The sequence below is a fragment of the Streptomyces sp. NPDC045998 genome, from assembly GCF_056430285.1.
On the sequence record NZ_JBWKLJ010000016.1, the window covers coordinates 22,800 to 47,651 of the forward strand.

The 24,852-nt window shown below is 72.4% G+C and carries 22 protein-coding genes and 1 riboswitch; of the genes, 16 read left to right on the top strand and 6 right to left on the bottom strand.

Annotation, left to right across the window (positions count from 1 at the left end; all coding sequences use genetic code 11):
* Positions 1-57: 57 nt before the first annotated feature.
* Complete coding sequence (locus tag AC07FJ_RS32465; protein WP_479052782.1) at positions 58-1,191, bottom strand: GDSL-type esterase/lipase family protein; 1,134 nt, start codon at positions 1,189-1,191, stop codon at positions 58-60.
* A gap of 307 nt (positions 1,192-1,498) precedes the next feature.
* Between AC07FJ_RS32465 and AC07FJ_RS32470 the strand changes: the two genes are divergently transcribed.
* Positions 1,499-2,962 (top strand): amino acid permease, encoded by a 1,464-nt coding sequence (locus tag AC07FJ_RS32470; protein ID WP_479052783.1) that lies wholly within the window; start codon positions 1,499-1,501, stop codon positions 2,960-2,962.
* A 10-nt stretch (positions 2,963-2,972) separates the two neighbouring features.
* Positions 2,973-3,428, top strand: coding sequence for an Lrp/AsnC family transcriptional regulator (locus AC07FJ_RS32475; RefSeq protein ID WP_031078195.1), 456 nt, complete (start codon positions 2,973-2,975; stop codon positions 3,426-3,428).
* A 10-nt stretch (positions 3,429-3,438) separates the two neighbouring features.
* On the opposite strand, the gene AC07FJ_RS32480 is transcribed toward AC07FJ_RS32475, so the two are convergent.
* Complete coding sequence (locus AC07FJ_RS32480; RefSeq protein WP_479052784.1) at positions 3,439-3,999, bottom strand: Repetin; 561 nt, start codon at positions 3,997-3,999, stop codon at positions 3,439-3,441.
* 298 nt (positions 4,000-4,297) lie between these two features.
* On the opposite strand from AC07FJ_RS32480, the gene AC07FJ_RS32485 reads away from it, so the two are divergent.
* Both AC07FJ_RS32485 and AC07FJ_RS32490 read left to right on the top strand, forming a co-directional pair.
* Positions 4,298-5,086, top strand: coding sequence for a carbon-nitrogen hydrolase family protein (locus tag AC07FJ_RS32485; RefSeq protein ID WP_479052830.1), 789 nt, complete (start codon positions 4,298-4,300; stop codon positions 5,084-5,086).
* Positions 5,087-5,139: 53 nt separating this feature from the next.
* Positions 5,140-6,834, top strand: a complete 1,695-nt coding sequence (locus tag AC07FJ_RS32490; protein ID WP_479052785.1) for a flavin monoamine oxidase family protein — start codon at positions 5,140-5,142, stop codon at positions 6,832-6,834.
* Here AC07FJ_RS32490 and AC07FJ_RS32495 read toward each other — a convergent pair.
* Positions 6,795-7,544 carry a DUF5995 family protein gene (locus AC07FJ_RS32495; RefSeq protein ID WP_479052786.1) on the bottom strand — a complete coding sequence of 250 codons (750 nt, stop codon included), beginning with the start codon at positions 7,542-7,544 and terminating at the stop codon, positions 6,795-6,797. The genes AC07FJ_RS32490 and AC07FJ_RS32495 overlap by 40 nt on opposite strands.
* 125 nt (positions 7,545-7,669) lie before the next feature.
* On the opposite strand from AC07FJ_RS32495, the gene AC07FJ_RS32500 reads away from it, so the two are divergent.
* Positions 7,670-8,914 (top strand): glycoside hydrolase family 6 protein, encoded by a 1,245-nt coding sequence (locus tag AC07FJ_RS32500; RefSeq protein WP_479052787.1) that lies wholly within the window; start codon positions 7,670-7,672, stop codon positions 8,912-8,914.
* On the opposite strand, the gene AC07FJ_RS32505 is transcribed toward AC07FJ_RS32500, so the two are convergent.
* Both AC07FJ_RS32505 and AC07FJ_RS32510 read right to left on the bottom strand, forming a co-directional pair.
* Complete coding sequence (locus tag AC07FJ_RS32505) at positions 8,893-10,320, bottom strand: uracil-xanthine permease family protein (protein ID WP_479052788.1); 1,428 nt, start codon at positions 10,318-10,320, stop codon at positions 8,893-8,895. The two genes, AC07FJ_RS32500 and AC07FJ_RS32505, sit on opposite strands and share 22 nt — an antisense overlap.
* A 153-nt stretch (positions 10,321-10,473) precedes the next feature.
* On the bottom strand, positions 10,474-11,676 hold the full coding sequence (locus AC07FJ_RS32510) for an MFS transporter (RefSeq protein WP_479052789.1): 1,203 nt from the start codon (positions 11,674-11,676) through the stop codon (positions 10,474-10,476).
* 109 nt (positions 11,677-11,785) lie between these two features.
* Here AC07FJ_RS32510 and AC07FJ_RS32515 point away from each other — a divergent pair, with 109 nt between their 5' ends.
* Positions 11,786-12,976 carry an ROK family protein gene (locus tag AC07FJ_RS32515; RefSeq protein WP_479052790.1) on the top strand — a complete coding sequence of 397 codons (1,191 nt, stop codon included), beginning with the start codon at positions 11,786-11,788 and terminating at the stop codon, positions 12,974-12,976.
* A 293-nt stretch (positions 12,977-13,269) separates the two neighbouring features.
* Here the strand turns inward: AC07FJ_RS32515 and AC07FJ_RS32520 are convergent, their stop codons facing one another.
* A complete protein-coding gene (locus tag AC07FJ_RS32520; RefSeq protein WP_479052791.1) occupies positions 13,270-15,618 on the bottom strand; it encodes a chitinase C-terminal domain-containing protein in 2,349 nt (782 codons plus the stop codon).
* Between the two features lie 239 nt (positions 15,619-15,857).
* Positions 15,858-15,988, top strand: a riboswitch (FMN riboswitch).
* A 256-nt stretch (positions 15,989-16,244) separates the two neighbouring features.
* On the opposite strand from AC07FJ_RS32520, the gene ribD reads away from it, so the two are divergent.
* The 10 genes from ribD to AC07FJ_RS32570 all read left to right on the top strand — a co-directional run bounded on the left by ribD (position 16,245) and on the right by AC07FJ_RS32570 (position 24,817).
* Positions 16,245-17,312, top strand: coding sequence for a bifunctional diaminohydroxyphosphoribosylaminopyrimidine deaminase/5-amino-6-(5-phosphoribosylamino)uracil reductase RibD (gene ribD / locus AC07FJ_RS32525; protein ID WP_479052831.1), 1,068 nt, complete (start codon positions 16,245-16,247; stop codon positions 17,310-17,312).
* A gap of 2 nt (positions 17,313-17,314) precedes the next feature.
* Entirely contained in the window at positions 17,315-17,923 is a 609-nt protein-coding gene (locus AC07FJ_RS32530; RefSeq protein ID WP_479052792.1) for a riboflavin synthase, read from the top strand.
* Entirely contained in the window at positions 17,920-18,555 is a 636-nt protein-coding gene (locus tag AC07FJ_RS32535) for a nicotinamide mononucleotide transporter family protein (protein ID WP_479052793.1), read from the top strand. The genes AC07FJ_RS32530 and AC07FJ_RS32535 overlap by 4 nt, the downstream gene beginning before the upstream one ends.
* The gene (locus AC07FJ_RS32540; protein ID WP_361429194.1) at positions 18,552-19,832 is read left to right on the top strand and encodes a bifunctional 3,4-dihydroxy-2-butanone-4-phosphate synthase/GTP cyclohydrolase II; all 1,281 of its coding nucleotides are present in this window, start codon (positions 18,552-18,554) and stop codon (positions 19,830-19,832) included. The genes AC07FJ_RS32535 and AC07FJ_RS32540 overlap by 4 nt, the downstream gene beginning before the upstream one ends.
* A 37-nt stretch (positions 19,833-19,869) precedes the next feature.
* Positions 19,870-20,355: a 6,7-dimethyl-8-ribityllumazine synthase gene (gene ribH / locus AC07FJ_RS32545; protein ID WP_361429192.1), complete on the top strand. Its 486-nt coding sequence runs from the start codon at positions 19,870-19,872 to the stop codon at positions 20,353-20,355.
* Between the two features lie 35 nt (positions 20,356-20,390).
* Positions 20,391-20,663, top strand: coding sequence for a phosphoribosyl-ATP diphosphatase (locus AC07FJ_RS32550; RefSeq protein ID WP_355367284.1), 273 nt, complete (start codon positions 20,391-20,393; stop codon positions 20,661-20,663).
* An 86-nt stretch (positions 20,664-20,749) separates the two neighbouring features.
* Positions 20,750-21,598: an ATP phosphoribosyltransferase gene (hisG, locus tag AC07FJ_RS32555; protein ID WP_361429190.1), complete on the top strand. Its 849-nt coding sequence runs from the start codon at positions 20,750-20,752 to the stop codon at positions 21,596-21,598.
* 20 nt (positions 21,599-21,618) lie between these two features.
* A complete protein-coding gene (locus AC07FJ_RS32560; protein WP_479052794.1) occupies positions 21,619-22,068 on the top strand; it encodes a PH domain-containing protein in 450 nt (149 codons plus the stop codon).
* A gap of 248 nt (positions 22,069-22,316) precedes the next feature.
* Positions 22,317-23,657, top strand: a complete 1,341-nt coding sequence (locus AC07FJ_RS32565; RefSeq protein WP_468297394.1) for a hemolysin family protein — start codon at positions 22,317-22,319, stop codon at positions 23,655-23,657.
* Positions 23,654-24,817, top strand: coding sequence for a hemolysin family protein (locus AC07FJ_RS32570; protein WP_479052795.1), 1,164 nt, complete (start codon positions 23,654-23,656; stop codon positions 24,815-24,817). Before AC07FJ_RS32565 ends, AC07FJ_RS32570 begins: the two co-directional genes overlap by 4 nt.
* Positions 24,818-24,852: the final 35 nt, after the last annotated feature.

A 24,852-nucleotide genomic window follows, 5' to 3' on the forward strand; every position in this document is an offset into this window, starting at 1 on the left:
GAACCTCCTCGGATGGACGTCACCGACCGAAGGCGCCCCTACCCCGAGTTCGCGCGCTCATTCCGGTGGTGCGGCGAGTCGCCCCGACCCGCCCCGGCCCGTGTACGGGCGCAGCGCCCGCGCGACCGCCGCCGCGATCCGGGCGTGCCCGGTGTCGTCGGGATGGAGCCCGTCCACCAGGTGCTCCGGCCGCAGTACGCCGCGGCCCGGGAGCAGCGAAAGCCGGGTGTCCCCGGCGGCCACCAGGTCCCGTACGGCCTCCTCCATGGCCGTGCGCAGCTGGGCCAGCGTCGCGCCCAGCGCGTTGGGCGCGCTCTCGGCGTCCGGGCGCAGCACCGGCGAGACCAGCAGCAGCGGCGTGTCCGGGTGGCCGCGCCGTACCAGGGCGACGAAGGCCCGCACCGTCTCGTACAGCAGCGGCGCGGAGAACGGGGTGCCGGACCAGCAGTTCGTGCCGAAGGCGAGGGTCAGCAGCTCGGCGGGGAGGGTCGCGAGCTGCTCGGCGACCGGCAGCTCACCGCGCGCGGAGCCCGCGTAGCCGAGGTTCACCGTGTCGACGCCGAGCATGCGCCCGGCGACGGCGGGCCACGCGTGCGCGGGGCGGGTCGACCACCAGCCCTCGGTGATGGAGTCGCCGTGCACCACCCAGCGCGGCCGCGGCGCGGCGGGCGCGATGCCGCCGCCGACCGCCCGCACCCCGAGGACCACGGGCCCGACGGCCTCGGGCGGATGGACGGTGAAGGGCCCGAGACGGCTCGGAGCCGGGGCGGAGGTATCGGGGAGCTCCAGGGTGACCGTGGCCTCCTCGGCGCCATCCTCCGGTTGCGCGCACGTCTCGCCGACGCACCGCTCGCCCTCCCAGAGCGCGAAGCAGTGCCCGAGCGCGCGCAGCGCGTCCGCGCCGTCCGTATTCTCCGCGCCGTCCGCGTTCTCCGCGCCGTCCGCGCGGTCGCCGTCGTCCGCGTGGCCGTGTCCCGCCGGTACGGACGTCCGGTAGCGGATCTCGACGGCGCGGGTGCCCGGCGAGGCCGTGAACTCCAGGCGCACCCCGATGGGCAGCGCGGCCCGCTGGGCGGTGTCCCACGGCAGCCGGGCCAGCACACCCGGCGCGGCGCGCACCGCGCGGCCCCGGCACCGTGGGTCCAGCCAGGCCGTACCACGCAGGAAAGGCACCGGATCCAGCCAGCTCATCAGGGGGTCTCCCTCCGGTCCGCCACGCTCGGCGAAAGTGCCTGCTCCCGGCCCCAATGTGTCGATTCGTGCGGCAGGGCGCAATGTTTCCCCGTCCGTGCCCCAAGTGCGCAATGATCATGCGCCGATGCGCAACAACGCTTCATTACAAGCGCGAAGCTCGGCGCTTAGGCTCGTGCCCCGTACCAGGAGTGGCGGCGACCGCCCGCTCGGCGGTCCCCTTCCCCCTCGGGTGGCGTTCGACGCGCCCGTGAGCCGCCGCGGAGTCGCCGTCGCCGACCCCCGCAGCGATGAAGGAGCCTCCGCAGTGCTGGACCAAGGCGCAGCCCCTCCCGCCACCGAGCCATCCGCGCCCAAGGCGTCCGGGCTCTCCGCTCTCACTCGGCGCAAGCCGGTGGATGTGCTGGTCGCAGAGGGTGGGCAGGGTGAGGGCGGCAGCCTCCGCCGCTCGCTCTCCATGTGGCAGCTGACCATGATCAGCATCGGTGCCACGCTCGGCACCGGCATCTTCGTCGTCCTCGGCGAAGCCGTCCCGCTGGCCGGCCCGGCCGTCACCCTGGCCTTCGTCTTCGCCGGTCTCACGGCGCTCTTCTCGGCCCTCTCCTACGCCGAACTGGCGGGCACCATCCCCGTCGCCGGCTCGTCGTACTCGTACGCGTACGCAACGATGGGTGAACTCGTCGCCTGGGTCTGCGGCTGGTGCCTGCTCCTGGAGTACGGCGTGTCCGTCGCCGCCGTGGCGGTCGGCTGGGGCGACTACCTCAACCAGCTCCTCGACGGCACGATCGGCGTCACCCTGCCCGCGGCGGTCACCGCGCCCCCCGGCGAGGGCGGCATATTCAACCTGCCCGCCCTGATCGTCGTCATGCTGGCGATGGTGTTCCTGCTCGGCGGCGCCAAGGAGTCCGCCCGCGCCAACACCATCATGGTGGGCGTCAAGATCGCGGCGCTCGTCCTCTTCTGCGCCATCGGCTTCATGGGCTTCAAGTCCGGCAACTACTCCGACTTCATGCCGCTCGGCGTGAGCAGCGTCGGTGCCGCGGGCGCCATCCTCTTCTTCTCGTACATCGGCTTCGACGCCGCCTCCACCGCCGGTGAGGAGGCCAAGAACCCCAAGCGCGACCTGCCGCGGGCGATCATGCTCTCGCTGGTCATCGTCACCGCGCTGTACGTGCTCGTCGCGGCCGTCGCCGTGGGCGCCTGGGACTGGAAGAAGTTCGAGGGCTCCGAGGCCTCGCTCGCCGCGATCATGAACGACGTCACCGGTCAGAGCTTCTGGGGCACGCTGCTCGCCGCCGGCGCGGTGATCTCCATCGCCAGCGTCGTGCTGACCGTGCTCTACGGCCAGACCCGCATCCTCTTCGCCATGTCCCGCGACGGCCTGGTGCCGAAGGTCTTCGGCAAGGTCAGCCCCAAGACCGGCACCCCGCGCGTCAACACCGTGATCGTCTCGCTGTTCTGCGGCATCCTCGCCGCGGCGATCCCGCTCGGCGAGCTCGTCAACGCCACCAGCATCGGCACGCTGTTCGCCTTCGCGCTGGTCAACATCGCGGTCGTCGTGCTCCGCTTCACCAGGCCCGAGCTGTCGCGCACCTTCAAGGTGCCGTTCGGCCCGCTCTTCCCCGTGCTGGGCTTCATCTTCTGCGGCTACAGCATGTACAGCCTCGACATGATCACCTGGGCCTACTTCGGTATCTGGATGGCCGTGGGTCTCGTGGTCTACTTCGTGTACGGCATGAGCCGCTCCAGACTGGCGACCGCAGAGAAGTGACCCACCCGTAGTGCGACTGAACGATCTCGACGAACGCATCGTCCACGCCCTGGCGGAGGACGCCCGCCGCTCCTACGCCGACATCGGCTCGCTCGTGGGCCTGTCCGCGCCCGCCGTCAAGCGGCGCGTGGACCGGCTGCGGGCGGAGGGCGCCATCACCGGCTTCACGGTGCGGGTCGACCCGGCCGCGCTCGGCTGGGAGACCGAGGGCTTCATCGAGATCTACGCACGCGGCAACACCTCGCCCGAGACCATCCAGCGCGGTCTCGAGCGCTACCCCGAGATCGCGTCCGCGTCCACCGTCACCGGTGACGCGGACGCGATCGTCCAGGTCTTCGCCTCCGACATGCGCCACTTCGAGCGGGTGCTGGAGCGGATCGCGGGCGAGCCCTTCGTGGAGCGCACCAAGTCGGTCCTGGTCCTCTCCCCGCTGCTGCGGCGCTTCTCGTCCGGCTCGCCCGCCTGACGGCGGGCCGTCAGCGCCGCGGCTCCCAGGGCAGCACCCGGAAGGTCCCGGAGCCCGGCTCCGTCTTCTCGAAGGGGGCCGAGCTGATGCACTTCGGCAGGTTGTCCGGAGTCTCCTGGGGCAGCCCCAGGGCCGCCCAGCTGTAGCCGAGCCGGTCCTGCCCGCCCAGGTCGTGCACGGAGACCCCGACCCTCTTGCCGACCGCGGCCTTCAGATCGCGGTCGGCCTTCGTGATGACGCCGGAGACGACGGCGACCTTGCCGCCGGTGATCAGGCAGTCCACCCTGGCCTCCGCCTTGCCGCCCCAATCGCCCACGTAGTGGCTGAAGCGGAAGGTGCCGTGGGCGTTCAAGGGGTTGTCGTTGTCCTCGGCGTCCAGGTGGGCGTCGAAGGAGACGGTGACCTTGTCGCCCGCCGGACGCGCGAGCATCGCCGTACCGGTCAGCGCCGCCGCCTCACGGACGCCGCCCGTCCGGGCCGGTCCGTCGTCGGTGGCCAGGGCGGGGCCCGCGGCCCCGGCGGCGAGCAGCACTGCCAGCCCGACAGCGACGATCTTGATACGACGGTTCATCGTGGAAGCCCTTCCGGCCGGTGATCGGACGCCCCTCACTGTTCCGTCCGGCCTTCTTCCGCCACATCGCGCGCAGGTTGGATCCGCCCTCCGCCGCCCGGCGGGGCCACCCTCCGCCCGGTGGGGGAGCCACTCGCAATGAATCTCCGCCGACCGCCACATCCGCGCAACGGATCAACGGTCGGTCCGCAACGGTCACGCCTTGTCCCGGAAGAGCGCCGGACCGTACCGTTTTGAACGTCTTCTCGACACCCTCCCCGTCCTCCCGCACCCCGACCGAGGTCTGCCGATGCCGCCGCTGCGCACCGCCCTGCTCCAGAGCTCCGGACAGCCCGGTGACGTCGCCGCCAACCTCAAGGTCCTCGACGAGGCCGCCGCCCGCGCCGCCGCCACCGGCGCCGGCCTGCTGGTCGCGCCCGAGATGTTCCTGACCGGGTACGCGATCGGCGACGGCGTCGCCCGGCTCGCCGAGCCCGCCGACGGCGACTCGGCCGACGCGATCGCCGAGATCGCCGGACGCCACGGACTCGCCATCGCGTACGGCTACCCGGAGCGCGACGGGGACACGGTGTACAACTCCGCGCAGCTGATCGGCCCCGACGGCACCCGGCTGCTGAGCTACCGCAAGACCCACCTCTACGGCGGCTTCGAGAGCGACTCGTTCACCCCCGGCGAGCAGCCCGTCGTCCAGACCGAGCTCGGCGGCCTGCGCGTGGGCCTGATGATCTGCTACGACGTGGAGTTCCCGGAGAACGTCCGTGCCCACGCGCTCGCCGGCACCGACCTCCTCCTGGTGCCGACCGCACTGATGCACCCGGCCGAGGTCGTCGCCGAGTCCGTCGTACCGGTGCGCGCCTTCGAGAACCAGCTGTACATCGCGTACGCCAACCGGACCGGCCAGGAGGGCGACTTCGAGTTCGTCGGCCTGTCCGCCCTCGCCGGCCCCGACGGAACCGCCCGCGCCCGCGCCGGCCGTGCCGAGGAGCTGGTCACCGGCGACGCCGACCCCGAGCTGCTGCGCACCTCGCGCGAGGCCAACCCGTACCTGCGGGACCGCCGCCCCGGCCTCTACACCTCCCTGACCTGAGCTCCCCCCCCGCTCACCCCTCTTTCTTCACCCGTGCAAGGAGTCCGTACCCCATGACGTCCACGGTGCCCACCGCCGTCCAGCACACCGACGCGCAGCCGCCGATCACCATGTTCGGTCCGGACTTCCCGTACGCGTACGACGACTTCCTGGCCCACCCGGCCGGGCTCGGCCAGATACCCGCGACCGAGCACGGGACCGAGGTCGCCGTCATCGGCGGCGGGCTCTCCGGCATCGTCGCCGCGTACGAGCTGATGAAGATGGGCCTCAAGCCGGTCGTGTACGAGGCCGACCAGATCGGCGGCCGCCTGCGCACCGTCGGCTTCGAGGGCACCGGCACCGAGGGCCTGACCGCCGAGATGGGCGCCATGCGCTTCCCGCCCTCCTCGACCGCGCTCCAGCACTACATCGACCTGGTGGACCTGGAGACCCGGCCGTTCCCGAACCCGCTGGCCGAGGCCACCCCGTCGACCGTCGTCGACCTCAAGGGCGAGAGCCACTACGCGCAGACCATCGACGACCTGCCGCAGGTCTACCGCGACGTCGCCAAGGCGTGGAACGACTGCCTGGAGGAGGGCGCGGACTTCTCCGACATGAACCGCGCCATGCGCGAGCGCGACGTCCCGCGCATCCGCGAGATCTGGGCCAAGCTCGTCGAGAAGCTCGACAACCAGACCTTCTACGGCTTCCTGTGCGAGTCCGAGGCCTTCAAGTCCTTCCGGCACCGCGAGATCTTCGGCCAGGTCGGCTTCGGCACCGGCGGCTGGGACACCGACTTCCCCAACTCCATCCTGGAGATCCTCCGCGTCGTCTACACCGAGGCCGACGACCACCACCGCGGCATCGTCGGCGGCTCGCAGCAGCTGCCGCTGCGCCTGTGGGAGCGCGAGCCGGAGAAGATCGTCCACTGGGAGCAGGGCACCTCGCTGGCGAAGCTGCACGGCGGCGCCCCCAAGCCCGCCGTGACCCGCCTGAACCGCACCGCCGGCAACCGCATCACCGTCACCGACGCGAACGGCGACATCCGCACCTACCAGGCGGCGATCTTCACCGCCCAGTCCTGGATGCTGCTGTCCAAGATCGCCTGCGACGACTCGCTCTTCCCCATCGACCACTGGACGGCGATGGAGCGCACCCACTACATGGAGTCGTCCAAGCTCTTCGTCCCGGTCGACCGGCCCTTCTGGCTGGACAAGGACGAGGAGACCGGCCGGGACGTCATGTCGATGACGCTCACCGACCGCATGACCCGCGGCACGTACCTGCTGGACGACGGCCCGGACAAGCCGGCCGTCATCTGCCTCTCGTACACCTGGTGCGACGACAGCCTCAAGTGGCTGCCGCTGTCCGCGCAGGAGCGCATGGAGGTCATGCTCAAGTCGCTCGGCGAGATCTACCCGAAGGTCGACATCCGCAAGCACATCATCGGCAACCCGGTGACCGTGTCCTGGGAGAACGAGCCCTACTTCATGGGCGCGTTCAAGGCCAACCTGCCGGGTCACTACCGCTACCAGCGCCGCCTGTTCACGCACTTCATGCAGGACCGGCTGCCCGAGGACAAGCGCGGCATCTTCCTCGCCGGTGACGACATCTCGTGGACGGCCGGCTGGGCCGAGGGCGCCGTGCAGACCGCGCTGAACGCCGTGTGGGGCGTCATGCACCACTTCGGCGGCGAGACCGACCCGTCCAACCCGGGCCCGGGCGACGTCTACGACGAGATCGCGCCGGTCGAGCTGCCGGAGGACTGAGCACCGCACCGGTCCACGGGTGTCAGCAGCATCCGGCTCACCAGGCCCACGGAGCGGTCGAGGCGTTCGGTGAACTCCTCGGCCAGCTCCGGCAGGCCGGGGAACCGGTGCAGTTGCCACAGGGAGCGGGCCGCGAGCCACGCCGCGTCGCGGGCCCGCTCCAGGCTCCAGCAGCCGAGCAGATGCGTCAGCGGGTCCGCGACCTCCAGCAGGTCCGGGCCCGGCATCACCTCTTCGCGGATGCGCTCCTCCAGCAAGGTGAGGATGTCGCCCACGCGGTCGAACTCCCTCTCCAGAGCCTCCGGTTCGCAGCGGAGCGTACGGCAGGTGTCCACCACCGCCAGCGCCAGGTCGTGCCCGATGTGCGCGTTGATACCGGCGAGCGCGAACTGCAGCGGCCGTACGCCGGGATGGCGGCGGTACTGGAACAGCGGCCGCCAGCACGCCGGCGGGCGCCCGCCCGCGGCGACCGCGTCCACCGCCGCGAGGTACCGCTCCGCGAAGCGGACGTCCAGGGTGACGGCGGCCCGCCGGTCCACGAAGCCGCCCGCGTCGATGTGCCGGTCGATCTCCTCGGTGACCGTCAGATAGACCCGGTTGAAGACCGCCACCCCGTCGTTCTCCGGCCACAGCGAACGCAGCGCCCGCATCCGGGCCACCACGGGGTCGACGGAGCCGGCCGTCGACGTGAACTGCTGGGTCTGTGCCATGGGTGCAGGGTGGCAGTCGGTACGCTCCCAGGGGTGCCACCGAGCCGTGCTTCCCCGAAACGGGGGAACCGCCGGCCGGGGGAAGCGCCTTGGGGAAGGCGCCTTCGGGGGAGGGGGATCTCACGGTGTCAGGCGTACGCGCACAGCGGCGGGAGCGGCGGCGGGAGCGGCTCGAGCGGCGGCGTACCGCTCGGCGTCACGCCATGGCGGCCGCCGCTTCGGTGATCGTCGCCGTCGGAGCGGCCGGCGGCGTGCTCGCCGCGACCGGCGGCGGCGAGCGGAACGACACGGCCCGCGTGGCCGAGGCCTCCGGCAGGGGGCTGCCGGAGCCGCTGCCGCTGCCCGCGCGGCCGAGCCTCATCCTGCCCTCCCTCGCGCCGCCCTCGCCGCCGCCCAGCCCGTCCGCCGCGCCTTCGCCGAAGCCCAAGCCGACGTCCTCGCCGACCCCGACGTCCTCGCCGAAGGCCGAGCCCGGCGCCGAGGGCCCGGCCCCGGCCACCCAGCCCGTGTCGGGTGCGCTCTACCGGCACCCGCGGTCGCGGGTGCTCGACTGGGTGCGCGCCCACCCCGACGACCCGCGCCGGCCGCTCATCGAGTCGCGCATCGCCGCCCACCCGGCCGCCGTCTGGTTCACCCAGTACGACCCCGGCGCCGTCACCGGCCGGGTCCGCGCCGTGACCTCCGGAGCGGCCGCCGTCGGCCAAGTCCCCGTCCTCGTCCCGTACGCGATACCCGACCGCGACTGCGGCGGCGCCTCACGGGGCGGCGCGCCCGACCTCGCCGCGTACGACGGCTGGATACGGGACTTCGCCGCCGGCCTCGGCGACGAGCCCGTCATCGTCATCCTGGAGCCGGACGCGATCGCGCTCGCCGACTGCCTGTCCGCGCCCCGGCGGGCCGACCGCTACGCCGCGCTGGCGCGCGCGGGCAAGGCGCTGAAGGCCGCGAACCCGCGGGCCCGGGTGTACTTCGACGCCGGGCACTCGGGCTGGCACCCCGCGGACAAGATGGCCCGCGCGCTGCGCGAGGCGGGCGCCGCCACCAGCGGCGACGGTGTCTTCACGAACGTGTCCAACTTCCACCGCACCGCAGACGAGGCCGCCTACGCCCGCCGCGTGCTCGCGGCGCTCGGCGGTCCCGCCCACCTCGGCGCCGTCATCGACACCAGCCGCAACGGCAACGGCGCGCCGGCGCCCGGCAAGTGGTGCGACCCGCCCGGCCGCGCCCTGGGCCGTACGCCCACGACCACGACCGGCGAGGCCCGGATCGACGCCTACCTGTGGGTCAAGCTGCCGGGCGAGTCGGACGGCTGCTCGGGCGCGGCGGGGGAGTTCTCCCCGGGCTACGCCTACGACCTGGCGACCGGCTGACCACCCTCCGGGGTACCGCTGTCGGTGCCGTCGGTGTCGTACGCGGACGTGCCCGAGTCCAGCAGGGGCTCCTGCGGGTCCGCCTTCATGTGGGCGGGGGCGAAGGCGCGCAGCACGTGGTAGCCGGTGATGACGACGATCGTGCCGAGCGCGATGCCGCCCAGCTCGAAGTTGTCGGTGATCTTCAGGTTGACGCCGCCGACGCCGATGATGATGCCCGCGGCGGCCGGGACCAGGTTGAGCGGGCTGCGCAGGTCGACCTTGGCGTTGAGCCAGATCTGCGCGCCCAGCAGACCGATCATCCCGTAGAGGATGACGGTGATCCCGCCCAGGACACCGCCGGGGATGGCGGCGACGACCGCGCCGAACTTGGGGCACAGGCCGAAGAGGAGCGCGAAGCCGGCGGCGGCCCAGTAGGCGGCGGTCGAGTAGACGCGGGTGGCGGCCATGACGCCGATGTTCTCGGAGTACGTGGTGTTCGGCGGGCCGCCCACGGCGGTGGACAGCACGGACGCGGCGCCGTCCGCGGCGATCGCGGTGCCCAGCTTGTCGTCGAGCGGGTCGCCGGTCATCTCGCCGACGGCCTTGACGTGTCCGGCGTTCTCCGCGACGAGCGCGATCACGACCGGGAGGGCGACGAGGATCGCGGACCACTCGAAGGCGGGCGCGTGGAAGGAGGGCAGCCCGATCCAGTCGGCCTTGGCCACGCCGGACAGGTCCAGGCGCCAGTGGTCGACGGCCTCGGCGCCGCCCAGCGGCGAGTGGATCTTTCCGAAGGCCAGGTCGAACACCCAGGAGAGGACGTAGCCGAAGACCAGCCCCAGGAAGATCGCCACACGCGACCAGAAGCCGCGCAGACAGACGACGGCGAGCCCGGTGAAGAGCATCACCAGCAGCGCGGTCCACTGGTCCTGCGGCCAGTACGTCGACGCCGTGACCGGCGCCAGGTTGAACCCGATCAGCATGACCACGGCGCCGGTCACGACCGGCGGCATCGCCGCGTGGATGATCCGCGCCCCGAACCGCCGTACCGCGAGCCCCACCAGGAACAGCACGGCGCCGACCACCAGCACCGCGCCGGTGACCGTGGCGCTGTCGCCGCCGGTGGCCCGGATGGTGGCGGCCACGCCGACGAAGGAGAGCGAGCAGCCCAGGTAGCTGGGGACCCTGCCGCGGGTGGCGAGGAGGAAGACCACCGTCGCCACGCCGGACATCATGATCGCGAGGTTGGGGTCGAGCCCCATCAGGACGGGCGCCACGAACGACGCGCCGAACATGGCCACTACGTGCTGTGCGCCGAGGCCGACCGTACGCGGCCACGAGAGCCGCTCGTCGGGCCGGACGACGGCTCCGGGCGCGGGGGTCCGGCCGTCGCCGTGCAGGCTCCAGCGCACGCCGAGGTTCATGGGGGTGGCTCCACTTCTCCGGTTCGTTCTCCGGTACGGGGGCCGCGGCCTCGCGGCCGGGTCCCGGCCGGGGAGCGGCCGAAAAAGACCGGTCGCCATGGTAGTGCGACTTCCCCGTGAACCCGGACGGACGTGCGAGTGCGGACCGCCTCGCTACCGCCGGACTTCCGCGCCCGCCCCCGCCCGCGCCGCCGTCCGGTCGCCCGTGCGCAGCACGCCCGCGCCCACCACGAGGCCGAACGCGAGCAGCGTGACCAGGCCGAACGACACCGTCAGCGACGTCACGTCGGCCACGCCGCCGATCGCCGAGGGGGCGATGAGGCCCGAGGTGTACGTGATGGTGGCCACGCCCGCGATCGCCTGGCTCGGGTTCGGGCCGCTGCGCCCCGCCGCGGCGAAGGCCAGCGGTACGACGGCGGCGACGCCGAGCCCGATGAGCCCGAACCCCGCCAGCGCCACCGCCGGGTGCGGGGCCAGGACCACCAGGCCGCCGCCGAGGGTCGCCGCGAGGCCCCCGACCCGTACCGTGCGCACCGCGCCGAAGCGGTCCACGACCTTGTCGCCGACCAGCCGCGCCACCGCCATGGTCAGCGCGAACGCGGTCGTGGAGGCGGCCGCCAGGCCCGCCGACGTACCGAGCTGCTCCTCCAGGTAGACCGCCGACCAGTCCAGGCTGGCGCCCTCCGCGAACACCCCGCAGAAGCCGATCAGACCGATCACCAGCGCCGAGCGGGGCGGCAGCGCGAACCGCGGCGGCGCCTCCTCGTCGGGCGCGCTGCGCAGGTCCAGTACGCCCTGGCAGAACACCATCCCGAGGACGGTGAGGACGACGGCCGCGGCGAGGTGGTGCAGCCGGGCGTCGCCGCCGAGGTGCGCGGCGAGCGTCCCGATGGCCGAGCCGATCAGCGCGCCCGCGCTCCACATGCCGTGCAGACTCGACATGATCGACTTGTCCAGGCGGTTCTCGACCTCGACGCCCAGCGCGTTCATGGCCACGTCGGACATGCCGGCGGTGGCGCCGTAGACGAAGAGCGCGGCGCACAGGGCGTAGACGTTCGGCGCGAGGGAGGGCAGGGCCAGCGAGAGGGTCCACAGGGCGAGCAGGCCGCGCAGCGCGCCGCGGGCGCCGAAGCGGTGGGTGACCGCGCTCGCCAGCGGCATCGCCAGCGAGGCGCCGATCGCCGGGAAGGCGAGCGCGAGGCCGAGCTGGCCCGCGCCGACCCCGGCGTGGTCCTGGATCCAGGGGATGCGGGTGGCGAAGCTGCCCGTCACGGCACCGTGCACACAGAAGACGGCGGCCACGGCGAACCGCGCCCGCTTCAGCCGCTCCCTGCCGAACGCCACGTCCTGTGCCATCGGCCCCTCCGTCCGTCCCGTCGTTTCCCGGACCCGTAAATTATCAGGAAGCCTGCCTGATAGTAAGCTCGTATGACGAGCCCTGAGAGTGTCCTGAGAGGATGACGGCATGCCCGCATCACCCAGCACCGCCCGGGCCATCAACGACCGGCTCGCGCTGCGGCTCCTCCAGGAGGAGGGCCCGCTGACGGCGAGTCGGCTGAAGGAGCTGACCGGGCTCTCCCGGCCCACCGTCGCCGACCTGGTCGAACGGCTCCAGGACTCCGGGCTGATCCGGGTCGTGGGGGAGACGGGCGCCGACCGGCGCGGTCCGAACGCCCGGGTGTACGGAATCGTCGCCGACCGCACCCACCTCGCCGCCCTCGACGTCCGCACCCGCAGCGTCTCCGTCGTCGTCACCGACCTGCTGGGCGCTCCGCTGGCCGAGGCGTCGCTGCCCATGGAGGGTCTCAGCGACGAGCGGGCCGTCGAGCGCGCCGCCGCCCTCCTTGAGCGCACCACGCGGAAGGCGGGCGCCGCGCGGCTGCACAGCATCGGCATCGGGGCGCCCGGACTCGTCGACCCGGCCACCGGCGAACTGCGCGACTCCGCCCAGCTGCCCGCCTGGCACCGGCGGCTCGTCCCCGTCCTCCAGAAGCGCCTGCCGGGCGTGGCGGTCCACGTCGAGAACGAGACCAACGTCGCCGCCGTCGCCGAACAGCGCGAAGGCGCCGCGCGGGACCGCGACACCTTCGTACTGCTGTGGCTCGGGCACGGCGTCGGCGCGGCCGTCGTCCTGGACGGCAGGCTGAGGCGCGGCGCTTCCGGCGGCGCCGGCGAGATCGGCTTCCTGCCGGTGCCGGGCACGGGCGGACTGCCGTCGGCGACCGGCTGCGAGGGCGGCTTCCACGCGCTGGCGGGATCCGCGGCCATCCAGGAGCTCGCGAGCCGGTACGGCGTCGAAGCCGGCGCAACCGCAGGGGACCGGGAGCCGCCGGGCGCGGTGGCGGTCCGCACGGCACTCGCGCAGACCGGTTCGGCGGCCGCGGACGCCTTCCTGGACGCGCTCGCCGAGCGCATCGCCCTCGGCGCGGCCGCCGTCAGCGCCGTACTGGACCCGGGCTGCGTGGTCCTGGGCGGCGAGGTCGGCCTCGCGGGCGGGCCCGGCCTCGCCTCCCGCGTCGAGGAGCGGCTGGCCGCGCTCTCGCCGCTGCGCACCGAGGTCCGCGCGAGCGCCCTGGGCGGCGCGGCGGTCCTGCGCGGGGCGCTGCTGACGGTCCGCGACCGGGCGCAGGACGAGCTGTTCGGCGCCACACGCTGAGGCCCTTTTGGGGCTCGGTTCGGCTCCGGGGCGCCTCAGTCGGTGTCGACGGTCGATCGTGCTCGGTTCCTCGTTCCTCGGAACCTCCGCGCTCCCCCTACCTTCGGCGGGGGGACCCCCATCCCTTTCGACACCGCCGCGCCCCTTCACCTCACTCGCCCGGGCCACGCGCTGGAGTCCCCGCCCACGCGCTGAGGACCCGGGCCGCGCGCGGGGCCCGCGGCAACGCCGAGACGCCCGGCGGCGGCAAGGGCCGTTCATCCGCCGCCGGGCGTCCGTGTCCCGCTACCGGGTCAGCAGGCGCCGAGGTCCTGCCAGACACCCCACTCGCCGGTGGTGCCGGGCTCCTCGCCCTTCGTCCACCACTTCGCCTTCCAGGTGCGGGACGCATGGGACACCGTGCTGCCGGAGCCGTACGCGGTCGCCGCGCTCCACGCGGGCGCGGTGCACGCACCAGGCGTCGGCGTGGGCGTCGGCGTGGGCGTCGGGTTCGTCGGGTCGGGCGACGGACCGGTGCCCGAGCCGGGCTCGACCACCGTCGTCCCCCGCGCCAGGTCCCCGGCCAGCGCGTACGTCGTGGAGCCGATGGTCACGGTCCAGTTCCACGGCGTCGACACCGGCAGGTAGTAGTTGAAGGACAGGTCCACCGACGCGCCCGGCGCCAGCGTCTGCCACGCCGGCAGCTTCAGCGAGACGCGGTGGAAGTCACCCTTCAGCCCGCCCACGTTCGACCCGGTGTGATCGCTGCTGATCACCTTCGTGCCGAAGCCGGACTGGTCCGAGGCGTTGCCCGGAGCCGAGGTGGAGTAGTCGAACTGGAACTCCGTGCCGCCCGGCAGCGTCGTCTTCGTGTTGTTGGTGATCTTCACCTTCGGCGTGATCGGGTAGTTGGAGTCACCGAGCTTGAACTCGCCGAACTCCACACCGATGTTCACGGCCTTGGTGGGCAGCGCCTTGTTCGCGACCTTCGCGCCGTACGGCGCGGCCGCCTTGAACTTGTCGTACATCAGCGACGTCAGCGTGGAGCCGGGCTCGTACTGCCCCTTGGCCGCGTTCCAGCCGTAGTCACCGGCCAGCTCCCACACCATCGTGCCGCCGATGCCCTTGTCCACGACGTAGTCCGCCTTGCGCGCGACCGACTGCTCGTCCTCGGTCGACAGGAAGACCTTCTTCTCGGCGTTCCACAGCCACGGCGCGACCAGCGTCGAGTCGTACTTGCGCGCGTAGGTACCGGTCAGGCGGGTGTCGGCGGGGAAGCCGTAGCTCTTCAGGTAGTCGCCGAGGACGCCCTTCTCCAGGTTCTTGGCGTGCCACATGGGGTTGGAGCCGGCCGGCGACTCCTTGCCGGCGTCGTCCTTGTCGTGCCACAGGTTGTCGATGCCGACCGCGCCGTCACCACACTTGGTCAGGCCGGAGCCGACCGGGCAGCTGGTCGCGGTGGCCTTGCCCCACAGGCCGTCCGTGCCGCCCTGCACGTTCTTGTGGCCGCGGGTGTAATACGGCAGGCCGATGTTGATCCGGCCGGCCGGCATCGAGCCGCGGAAGTAGTGGTACGCCCAGTCGGTGTTGAGGTAGCCGATGCCGCCGTACTGCTGGCTGCCGTAGACGTTCGCCGCCGCCAGCTCCGCGTCCTTGCCGTCATCGAACAGCGAGGCGTTCGGCCCGACGTACTCGTTCCAGGCGCCGTGCAGGTCGTAGGACATGATGTTGACGTAGTCCAGGTACTTCTGGACCTGGAAGGTCTCCATGCCGCGCAGCAGGTAGCCGGAGGAGGGGGCCGCGACCGTGAGCAGGTAGTGCTTGCCGTCCGCCGCGCCCGCCTTGTCCAGCTTCTCGCGGAGGGTCTTCATCAGGGCCGCGTAGCCCTTGACGAGCCCCGCCCGGCGGGCGTTGGAGACCGGGTAGTCCAGCGGGTTGCCCGCGTCCTTCATCGACGTCGGGTACTCGTAGTCGATGTCGACGCCGTTGAAGCCGTACTTCTTGATGAACGAGACCGCCGAGTCGGCGAAGGTGTCGATGCCCGCCTGGTTCACCGAGCCGTCGGCGTTCGTGGCCATCGTGTAGAAGCCGCCGGAGTTGACGCGCTTGCCGCTGTCGTCGAAGTACCCGCCGGTCTCGGCCCAGCCGCCCACCGAGATCAGCGTTTTGACGTCCGGGTGCTGCTTCTTGAATTTGTTCAGCAGGTTGAAGTGCCCCTTGTACGCGTACGAGGAGTCCATCTCGGCGCCCGCGACACCCGGCCAGGTCATGCCGGTGGCGGCGTTGTTCGGGCCGTCCGTGCCGACCGACAGCTTGTTGGCGGAGTCGATGTGCCCGAAGGCGTAATTGATGTGGGTGACCTTGTCCCACGGGATGTTCGAGGCGAGGTAGGCGGGCGTGCCGTCCTTGCCGGTGCGCCAGCCGGTGAAGTAGCCGATGACGCGGCGCTGGTGGTCGGCGCCCATCTTCTCGCGGCCCTCGGTGTCGTAGACCGAGCAGTAGGGGACGTCGACGCCGGAGGTCTTGTACAGGCCGTCGGGGCGACAGCTCTCGTGGTCGGTGGCGGCGTGGGAGACGCCTCCGGTGAGCGAGCCGAGCAGCAGCCCGGCGGCGGCGACGCCGGACGCGAGCGTCGTGGCTCGTCTGGATGTGGGGGACAGCACGGTCGGTTCCTCCTGTGGAGGCTCAGGGCACACAACTGGCAAAGGGGTGGGTCGTGTTCTGCCCTGGTGTGCGCACACCGGCGGGTGACGCAGAGATTAAAAGGACTAGACCAACCGGTCAATAGGTCTGGACCACCTATCGGCGGACGGGCGAACCGCCGACGCCCCTGTGAGTCAGGCCACACCATCCGGCCGCGTGGCCGACGATCGTCCATGGCACACTGGCCCTGTATCAGCAGCAGCGCACTCCGGGGTCGGTGTAATTCCGAACCGGCGGTTACAGTCCGCGACCCGGCCGCATCCAGTGGCCGGTTGACCAGGTGAAATTCCTGGACCGACGGTGAAAGTCCGGATGGGAGGCAGTGCGCGGCGGGTGACCCTTCACCGGGGTGCGCCGGCCGTAGGTGTGCTGGTCGCCGTTTCCCGGCGCCCGGTCCCGTCGGCCTCGGCGTCCCCGTGCGATGGTGTCGTCCCGCTCTTCTGTCGTCATCGACAGGCCCCGGAGTCCGCGCCCGAAGAGGCAGGAGGACCCGGTGGCCCCCGCAGCGGACGCCCACGAGCCCGGCACGGCAGACGTCGACAGCGCCGACCGCGTCGACAGCGCCGATGGCGTCGACCGTGCCGCCATGCGCCGCGCCATCGCGCTCGCCGCCCGCGGCCTCGGCTCCACCAGCCCCAACCCCGTCGTCGGCTGCGTCATCCTCGACGCCTCCGGACACGAGGTCGGCGCCGGCTGGCACGAGCGCGCCGGAGGCCCGCACGCCGAGGTCCACGCCCTGCGCCAGGCCGGGGTCCTCGCCCGCGGCGGCACCGCCTACGTCACCCTCGAACCCTGCAACCACACCGGCCGCACCGGCCCCTGCGCCCAGGCCCTCGTCGAGGCCGGGATCGCCCGGGTCGTGTACGCGGTCGGCGACCCGAACCCCCAGGCCACCGGCGGCTCCGACACCCTGCGCGCCGCCGGGGTCGAGGTCGTCCCCGGACTCCTGGCAGCCGAGGCCGAGGCCGGCAACGCCGCCTGGCTCACCTCCGTACGCCTCGGCCGCCCCTACGTCCTGTGGAAGTACGCCGCCACCCTCGACGGCCGCATCGCCGCGCAGGACCGCACCAGCCGCTGGATCTCCTCCCCGGAGTCCCGCGCCGACGTCCACCGGCTGCGCGCCGAGGCCGACGCCGTGATCGTCGGCGCCGGCACCGCCCGCGCGGACGACCCGCACCTCGCGGTACGCGGCATCGAGGGTGCCGTCCAGCCGCTGCGCGTCGTGGTCGACACCGAGGCCACCGCCGTCAAGCCCGGCGCCCGCGTCCTGGACGACGCCGCGCCGACCCTGATCGCGGTCGCCGAGGACGCCGCGACCGACCTCCCCGAGGCCGTGCGGCTGCCGCGCGCCGCGGACGGCCGGGGCCTGTCCGTCCCGGCGCTGCTGGCCGCCCTGCACGAGCGCGGCGTCCGCTCCGTCCTGCTGGAGGGCGGCCCGACCCTCGCCGGGGCCTTCGTCGCCGCCGGCGCCGTCGACAAGGTCGTCGCCTACCTGGCCCCGGTCCTCCTCGGCGCGGGCCCCGCCGCCCTCGCCGACGCCGGGATCACCACCCTCACCGACGCGCTGCGGCTCGACGTCACCGAGACCGTCCGCATCGGCCCCGATCTTCGTATCACCGCCACCGTCGCCACTGTCGCATCGAAGGAGCGCTGAGCGTGTTCACCGGAATCGTCGAAGAACTGGGTGAGGTCACCGCCGTCGAACGCCTCGGCGACGCCTCCCGCTTCCGTCTGCGCGGGCCGCTCGTCACCGAGGACGCCAAGCACGGCGACTCGATCGCCGTCAACGGCGTCTGCCTCACCGTCGTGGACACCGCCGACGGCGAGTTCACCGCCGACGTGATGGCCGAGACCCTGAACCGCTCCAGCCTCGGCGCGCTGGGCCCCGGCTCCCGCGTCAACCTGGAACGCCCCATGGCGGTCGGCGACCGCCTCGGCGGCCACATCGTCCAGGGCCACGTCGACGGCACCGGCACCATCCTGGCGCGCACCCCCTCCGAGAACTGGGAGATCATCAAGATCTCCCTCCCGGCGGAACTGAGCCGTTACGTCGTCGAGAAGGGCTCCATCACGGTCGACGGCGTCAGCCTCACCGTCGTCGACGCGGGCCTCGACCACTTCACCGTCAGCCTCATCCCGACCACCCTCGCCCTCACCACGCTCGGCATCAAGGAGCCCGGCGACCCGGTGAACCTGGAGGTCGACGTGATCGCCAAGTACGTCGAGCGCATGCTCGGCGACCGCACCCAGGGGGTGGCCCGGTGAACTGGCTCAACTCCGAGGCCTTCACCGCCTTCGGCCAGCACATCCTCTGGTCGGACATGATCGGCAACACCATCGGCCTGGTCGCCCTGGCGCTCGGCTGGCGCCGCTCCATCCTGACCTGGCCGGCGCAGTTCCTCTCCGGCGTCATCCTCTTCACCGCCTTCGCCGGACACCTCACCGGCAGCGCCGGCAAGCAGGTCGTCGTCATGGCGGTCGCCGCCTGGGGCTGGTGGCAGTGGAACCGCGGCCGGCAGCAGGCCCAGGACGGTTCGATCGTCGTGCGCTTCGCCACCTGGCGCGAGCGCGGCCTCATGGCGGGCGGGGCCGTCCTCGGCACCCTCGCCGTCGGCGGGCTGTTCACCGCCTACCCGACGCTGTCCTGGGACCCGTGGCCGGACGCGTACATCTTCGTCGGCACGCTGGTCGCCATGTACGCCCAGGCCCGCGGCATGGTCGAGTTCTGGTTCGCCTGGCTGCTCGTCGACCTGGTGGGCGTGCCGCTGAACTTCGCCAACGGCTACGCGTTCTCCGGCTTCGTCTACGTCATCTACGGTGCGCTCGTCCTGTGGGGCCTGCGCGACTGGTGGCTGCGCTCCCGCGCGAACGCCGCCCTGGAAGGAGCACCCGCATGACCTCCCTCAGCGTCTGGGACGCCACCGACCTCGCGCTCGACCCCGTCGAGCAGGCCATCCGCGACATCGCCGCCGGCCGCCCCGTCGTGGTCGTCGACGACGAGGACCGGGAGAACGAGGGCGACCTCGTCATCGCCGCCGAGAAGGCCACCCCCGAGATCATCGCCTTCATGATGAGCGAGTGCCGCGGCCTGATCTGCGCCCCCATGGAGGCCGACGAGCTCGACCGCCTCCAGCTGCCGCAGATGGTCACCGACAACACCGAGTCGATGAAGACGGCCTTCACCGTCTCCGTCGACGCGGCCCCCGTCCACGGCGTCACCACCGGCATCTCCGCCGCCGACCGCGCCACCACCCTCCAGCTGCTGGCGGCCGGCACCAGTGAGCCGTCCGACTTCGTCCGCCCGGGCCACATCTTCCCGCTGCGCGCCCAGCCCGGCGGCGTCCTCGTCCGCAACGGCCACACCGAGGCCGCCGTCGACCTCGCCCGCCTCGCCGGGCTGCGCCCGGCCGGCGCGATCGTCGAGATCGCCGGCGAGGACGGCGTGATGCTGCGCCTGCCCGAGCTGGTTCCCTTCGCCCGCAAGCACGGCCTGACGATCATCTCCATCGAGGACCTGATCGCCTACCGCCGCAGCAACGAGCCCACCGTCCGCCGCGAGGCCGAGGTCCGCCTCCCGACGGCGTACGGCGACTTCACGGCGTACGGCTACCGCTCCACCGTCGACGGCGTGGAGCACGTCGCGCTCGTCCACGGCGAGGTCGGCGACGGCGACGACGTCCTCGTGCGGCTCCACTCCGAGTGCCTGACCGGCGACATCTTCCACTCGCAACGCTGCGACTGCGGCCCCCAGCTGGAGGAGTCCATGCGCCGCGTCACCGAGGCCGGCCGCGGTGTCGTCGTCTACCTGCGCGGCCACGAGGGCCGCGGCATCGGCCTGCTGTCCAAGCTGCGCGCGTACGAACTCCAGGAGCGCGGCCGCGACACCCTCGACGCCAACCTGGAGCTCGGCCTGCCCGCCGACGCCCGCGACTACGCCGCCGGCGCGCAGATGCTCGCCGACCTCGGCGTACGCAGCCTGCGGCTGATGACCAACAACCCCGAGAAGATCACCGCGCTCGTCCGGCACGGCCTCACGGTCAACGGCCGCGAGCCCATGCCCGTCCAGGCCGGCGAGCACAACGTGCGCTACCTGCGGACCAAGCGCGACCGGATGGGCCACGACCTGCCCTGGCTCGACGCCGCCGCCGGCGCGTCCCCCTGCAACAACCAGTAACCCGACAGAACGAACGAAGCACGAGGAGAGTACGCACGTGAGCGGCAAGGGTGCACCCGAACTGAGCGTGAAGAACTGCGGCGACCTCCGCGTCGCCGTCGTCGCGGCCCAGTGGCACGAGAAGATCATGGACGGCCTCGTCAACGGCGCCCTGCGCGCCCTGCACGAGCTCGGCATCGACGAGCCGACCCTGCTCCGGGTCCCCGGCAGCTTCGAGCTCCCGGTCGTCGCCAAGGTCCTCGCCGGCCGCGGCTACGACGCGGTCGTCGCGCTCGGCGTCGTCATCCGCGGCGGCACCCCCCACTTCGAGTACGTGTGCCAGGGCGTCACCCAGGGGCTCGTCCAGGTCTCCGTCGACACCGGCGTCCCGGTCGGCTTCGGCGTCCTGACCTGCGACACCGAGGAGCAGGCCCTCGACCGCGCCGGCCTGGAGGGGTCGAACGAGGACAAGGGCCACGAGGCGGTCACCGCCGCCGTCGCCACCGCCGCCACGCTGCGCACGGTCAGTGAGCCCTGGCGCTGAGTGGACAGGGCCCACCCCGTACTCTTAGGACCATCATGGCGAACAAAACCTTCGAAGAGCTCTTCGCCGAGCTGGAGCTCAAGGCCAAGACCGGCGACCCCGCCACCTCCCGTACCGCCGAGCTGGTGGACAAGGGCGTCCATGCCATCGGCAAGAAGGTCGTCGAGGAGGCCGCCGAGGTCTGGATGGCCGCCGAGTACGAGAGCAAGGACGCCGCCGCCGAGGAGATCTCGCAGCTGCTGTACCACGTCCAGGTGATGATGGTCGCGCGCGGGATCTCACTCGACGACGTCTACGCGCACCTCTGATCCACCCCACCCTCCCCGCACGAGCCTCACCGAGCACCACCGAGCACCACCGAGAACCTCCTTTTCACAGTTAGGAAGCCCACCCCATGCTGCGCATCGCCGTCCCCAACAAGGGTTCACTGTCCGGACCTGCGTCGGCGATGCTCCATGAGGCCGGCTACCAGCAGCGCAAGGAGTCCAAAGAGCTGGTGATGGTGGATCCGGAGAACGAGGTCGAGTTCTTCTACCTCCGCCCCCGCGACATCGCCATCTACGTCAGCTCCGGCAAGCTCGACATCGGCATCACCGGCCGCGACCTGCTGCTCGACTCCGGCGCCAACGCCGAGGAGATCCTCCAGCTCGGCTTCGCCCGCTCCACCTTCCGGTACGCCACCAAGCCCGGCACCGCGAGCGGCCCCGCCGACTTCGGCGGCATGACGATCGCCACCTCCTACGAGGGCATCGTCGCCAAGCACCTCGCCGACCAGGGCATCGACGCCTCCGTCGTCCACCTCGACGGCGCGGTCGAGACCGCCATCGAGCTCGGCGTCGCCCAGGTCATCGCGGACGTCGTCGAGACCGGCACCTCGCTGCGCAACGCGGGCCTGGAGGTCATCGGCGAGCCGATCCTCAAGTCCGAGGCGGTCGTCATCCGGCGCACCGGCGCCCCCACCGACGACCCGAAGGTCCAGCAGTTCCTGCGCCGCCTCCAGGGCGTCCTGGTGGCCCGCAGCTACGTGATGATGGACTACGACTGCCGCGTCGAGCACCTGGAGCAGGCAGTCGCCCTCACCCCGGGCCTGGAGTCGCCGACCGTCTCCCCCCTGCACCACGAGGGCTGGGTCGCCGTGCGCGCCATGGTCCCCGCCCGGGAGGCGCAGCGCATCATGGACGACCTGTACGCCCTCGGCGCGCGTGCGATCCTGACCACCGAGATCCACGCCTGCCGCCTGTGAGCCCTTCGAGAACGGCCCCCATGTCCGACACGCAGATCCCCGTGCTCCCGGTCACCTTCCGGCCCCTCCGTACGCGAGTGGTGCTGCTGACCGTGGGCACGGCGATGTTCGCCGTCATCACGGCGGTCGCCCTCATGCTGGAGCGGCTCAACCCCGGTGAGCGCGTGAGCTTCATCTTCGTCGCGGCCCTGTTCTTCGGCGTCCTCGCGCTGCTGAGCCGCCCGAAGGTGGTCGCCGACGAGGCCGGCGTCACCGTCGTCAACCTCACCCGCACCCGCCGCCTGGAGTGGGCGGAGATCCTGCGCGTGAACCTCCGCGAGGGCGACCCGTGGGTCTTCCTCGACCTCAGCGACGGCACGAGCATGCCCGCGCTCGGCATCCAGCCGGGCATCGGCAAGCAGCAGGCCATCCGCGACGCGCGTGCCCTGCGGGCCCTGGTCGAGAGCCGGGGCACGTCAGCGGAGCGCTGACCTGGACGAATCGGGCGCCGACGGGGCGTATGTCCCCCGTACGGGCGCCAACCCCCTGCCCCACCCGGCCCTGGCGTGATTACTCTTGTGGCGGTGGCGCCGAGTGCGCCACCGCCTCGCGCATACGGCGACAGCAGCACGTTTCCGCCGGCGGGGCACCTGCGACCCGAGGAGTGACTCCCTCCAGCAATGGACGGATCGTCCGGTAGTACCTGCGCCGCCCCCTTCGCTCACGAAGAGGCGGCGGCATGATCATCCCCCTTCTGCTGCTCGCCGCGGCATTCCTCCTGATCCTCGCCAACGGCTTCTTCGTGGCCGCCGAGTTCGGCCTGGTCACGGTGGAGCGGGCGGACGCCGAGCGCGCCGCCGCCGAGGGCGACCGGCGGGCCCGTACCGTCGTCCGAGCCCTGCGGGAGCTGTCGTTCCAGCTCTCCGGCACCCAGCTCGGCATCACCATCACCTCACTCGTCGTCGGCATGCTCGCCGAGCCCGCGCTCGCGCAGCTCCTCGACGGGCCGCTCACCGCGACCGGGCTGCCCGAGGGGGCCGTCTCCGGTGTCGCGGTGGTGATCGGCATGCTGGGCGCGTCCGCCGTCCAGATGGTGATCGGCGAACTCGTACCCAAGAACTGGGCGGTCTCCCGCCCGCTGCAGGTCGCGCGGTTCGTCGCCGGCCCGCAGCACGCCTTCTCGACCCTGTTCCGGCCGGTCATCGCGCTGCTCAACGCCGTCGCCAACCGGCTCGTACGGCTCCTGGGCGTCGAACCCACCGAGGAGCTCGCCTCCGCCCGCACCCCCGGCGAGCTGGTCTCGCTCGCCCGGCACTCGGCGCGGGCCGGCGCCCTCGAGCAGGACACCGCCGACCTCTTCGTCCGGACGCTCGCCCTGGGCGGGCTGACCGCGCAGCACCTGATGACGCCGCGCGTGAAGGTCAGCGCCCTGCGCTCCGACGCCACCGCCGCGGACGTCCTCAACCTCACCCGGGCCACCGGCCTGTCGCGCTTCCCGGTCTACCGGGACCGCATCGACGAGATCATCGGCATGGTGCACCTCAAGGACGCGCTCGCCGTGCCCGCCGCCCAGCGGCTGCGCACCCCGGTGGCCGACGTGGCCCTCCCGCCGCTGCTCGTCCCCGAGACGCTGCCCGTCCAGGCGCTCCTGGAGCGGCTGCGCAGCGAGCAGCCGATAGCCGTCGTCGTGGACGAGTACGGCGGTACGGCCGGGGTCGTCACCCTGGAGGACATCGTCGAGGAGCTCGTCGGCGAGGTCCGCGACGAGCACGACGCCGAGGGCGACGACCTGCCCGAGCTCGTCCCCGTCCCCGCCGAGGACGGCCACCCCGCCTGGGAGGCCGACGGCAGCTGCCGCGTCCACACCCTCAAGCGGATAGGCCTCGACGTCCCCGACGGGCCGTACGAGACCGTCGCCGGGCTCGTCGCCGACCTGCTCGGCCGCATCCCGGCGCCCGGCGACCGCGCCGAACTGCCCGGCTGGCGCCTGGCCGTGCGCCAGGTCGACCGCTACCGCGCCGAGCGGGTCCGCCTGGTCCGCACCGCCGACCTGGCACACGCCGTGGAGGCGGCCCGATGAGCGTGCTCCAACTCCTGTTCGCGGGCCTGCTGGTCCTCGCGAACGGCTTCTTCGTCGGCGCCGAGTTCGCCCTCGTCTCCGTGCGCCGCAGCCAGATCGAACCGCTCGCCGCCGCGTCCAAGCGGGCCCGCCAGGTCCTGTACGGCCTGGAGAACCTGCCGCAGATGATGGCCGCCGCGCAGTTCGGCATCACCATCTGCTCGCTCACCCTGGGCGCCGTCGCCGAGCCGACCGTGGCCCACCTGCTGGAGCCGGTGTTCCACGCCGTGCACCTGCCCGAGGGCCTGATCCATCCCCTCGGTTACGTCATCGCGCTCGCCGTCGTCGTCTTCCTCCACCTCGTCATCGGCGAGATGCTCCCGAAGAACCTGGCGATGGCCGCGCCCGAGCGCACCGCGCTGTGGCTCAGCCCGGCCCTGGTCGGCTTCGCCCGGCTGTGCCGGCCGGTGACGGCGGCGCTGGGCGCGTGCTCGAGGCTCGTCCTGAAGGCCTTCGGCGTCGAGCCGAAGGACGAGGTCGAGGCGGTCTTCACCAGCACCGAGCTCGGGCGGCTCGTCGAGGACTCCGGCCAGGCCGGGCTGCTCGACCCGGCCGAGCAGGAGCGCCTGGAGGACGCGCTGGAGCTGGGTAGCCGCCCTGTCTCCGACGTCCTCATCCCGCGTACGTCCCTGGTGACGGTCACCCCGTCGGTCACCCCGGCGCAGGTCGAGGCGCTGACCGTACGGACCGGCTACTCCCGCTTCCCGGTGCGCGCGGAGGGCGGCGGCGGGGTGTTCATGGGGTTCGTGCACGTCAAGGACGTGCTGGACCTGGAGGACGCCGACAAGGCCGTACCGCAGCGCGTCTGGCGGCCGATGGCCACGCTGCGGGCCGAGCTGCCGCTCGACGACGCGCTCACCGTGATGCGCCGCGCGGCCACGCACCTCGCGCAGGTCGCGGACGCGTCCGGGCGGGTCCTCGGGCTGGTGGCGATGGAGGACGTGCTGGAGATGCTGGTCGGTGAGGTACGCGACCCGGCGCACCGCACGCCCGCTCCTGCTCCCGCCCCGGCCCCCGCGCCCGCGGCTGTGGCGCCGGAGGCCCCCGGGTCCGACACCGTCGGGTCCGATGCCGTCGGGCCGCGTCCGGCCGCTCCGGAAGGCGTGCTCGCCGCCCAGTAGCCGGGCCCGGGCTCGGTAGCCGGGCCCGGGCTCAG

What these genes read in the sequence shown, in the direction of transcription:
- AC07FJ_RS32540 (WP_361429194.1), top strand. Translation starts at nt 18,552, where the DNA reads ATGACCTCCCTCAGCGTCTGGGACGCCACCGACCTCGCGCTCGACCCC.
- AC07FJ_RS32565 (WP_468297394.1), top strand. Translation starts at nt 22,317, where the DNA reads ATGATCATCCCCCTTCTGCTGCTCGCCGCGGCATTCCTCCTGATCCTC.
- AC07FJ_RS32515 (WP_479052790.1), top strand. Translation starts at nt 11,786, where the DNA reads ATGCCCGCATCACCCAGCACCGCCCGGGCCATCAACGACCGGCTCGCG.
- AC07FJ_RS32505 (WP_479052788.1), bottom strand. Translation starts at nt 10,320, where the DNA reads ATGAACCTCGGCGTGCGCTGGAGCCTGCACGGCGACGGCCGGACCCCC.
- AC07FJ_RS32510 (WP_479052789.1), bottom strand. Translation starts at nt 11,676, where the DNA reads ATGGCACAGGACGTGGCGTTCGGCAGGGAGCGGCTGAAGCGGGCGCGG.
- AC07FJ_RS32465 (WP_479052782.1), bottom strand. Translation starts at nt 1,191, where the DNA reads ATGAGCTGGCTGGATCCGGTGCCTTTCCTGCGTGGTACGGCCTGGCTG.
- AC07FJ_RS32480 (WP_479052784.1), bottom strand. Translation starts at nt 3,999, where the DNA reads ATGAACCGTCGTATCAAGATCGTCGCTGTCGGGCTGGCAGTGCTGCTC.
- AC07FJ_RS32490 (WP_479052785.1), top strand. Translation starts at nt 5,140, where the DNA reads ATGACGTCCACGGTGCCCACCGCCGTCCAGCACACCGACGCGCAGCCG.
- AC07FJ_RS32495 (WP_479052786.1), bottom strand. Translation starts at nt 7,544, where the DNA reads ATGGCACAGACCCAGCAGTTCACGTCGACGGCCGGCTCCGTCGACCCC.
- AC07FJ_RS32550 (WP_355367284.1), top strand. Translation starts at nt 20,391, where the DNA reads ATGGCGAACAAAACCTTCGAAGAGCTCTTCGCCGAGCTGGAGCTCAAG.
- hisG (WP_361429190.1), top strand. Translation starts at nt 20,750, where the DNA reads ATGCTGCGCATCGCCGTCCCCAACAAGGGTTCACTGTCCGGACCTGCG.
- AC07FJ_RS32570 (WP_479052795.1), top strand. Translation starts at nt 23,654, where the DNA reads ATGAGCGTGCTCCAACTCCTGTTCGCGGGCCTGCTGGTCCTCGCGAAC.
- AC07FJ_RS32560 (WP_479052794.1), top strand. Translation starts at nt 21,619, where the DNA reads ATGTCCGACACGCAGATCCCCGTGCTCCCGGTCACCTTCCGGCCCCTC.
- ribD (WP_479052831.1), top strand. Translation starts at nt 16,245, where the DNA reads ATGCGCCGCGCCATCGCGCTCGCCGCCCGCGGCCTCGGCTCCACCAGC.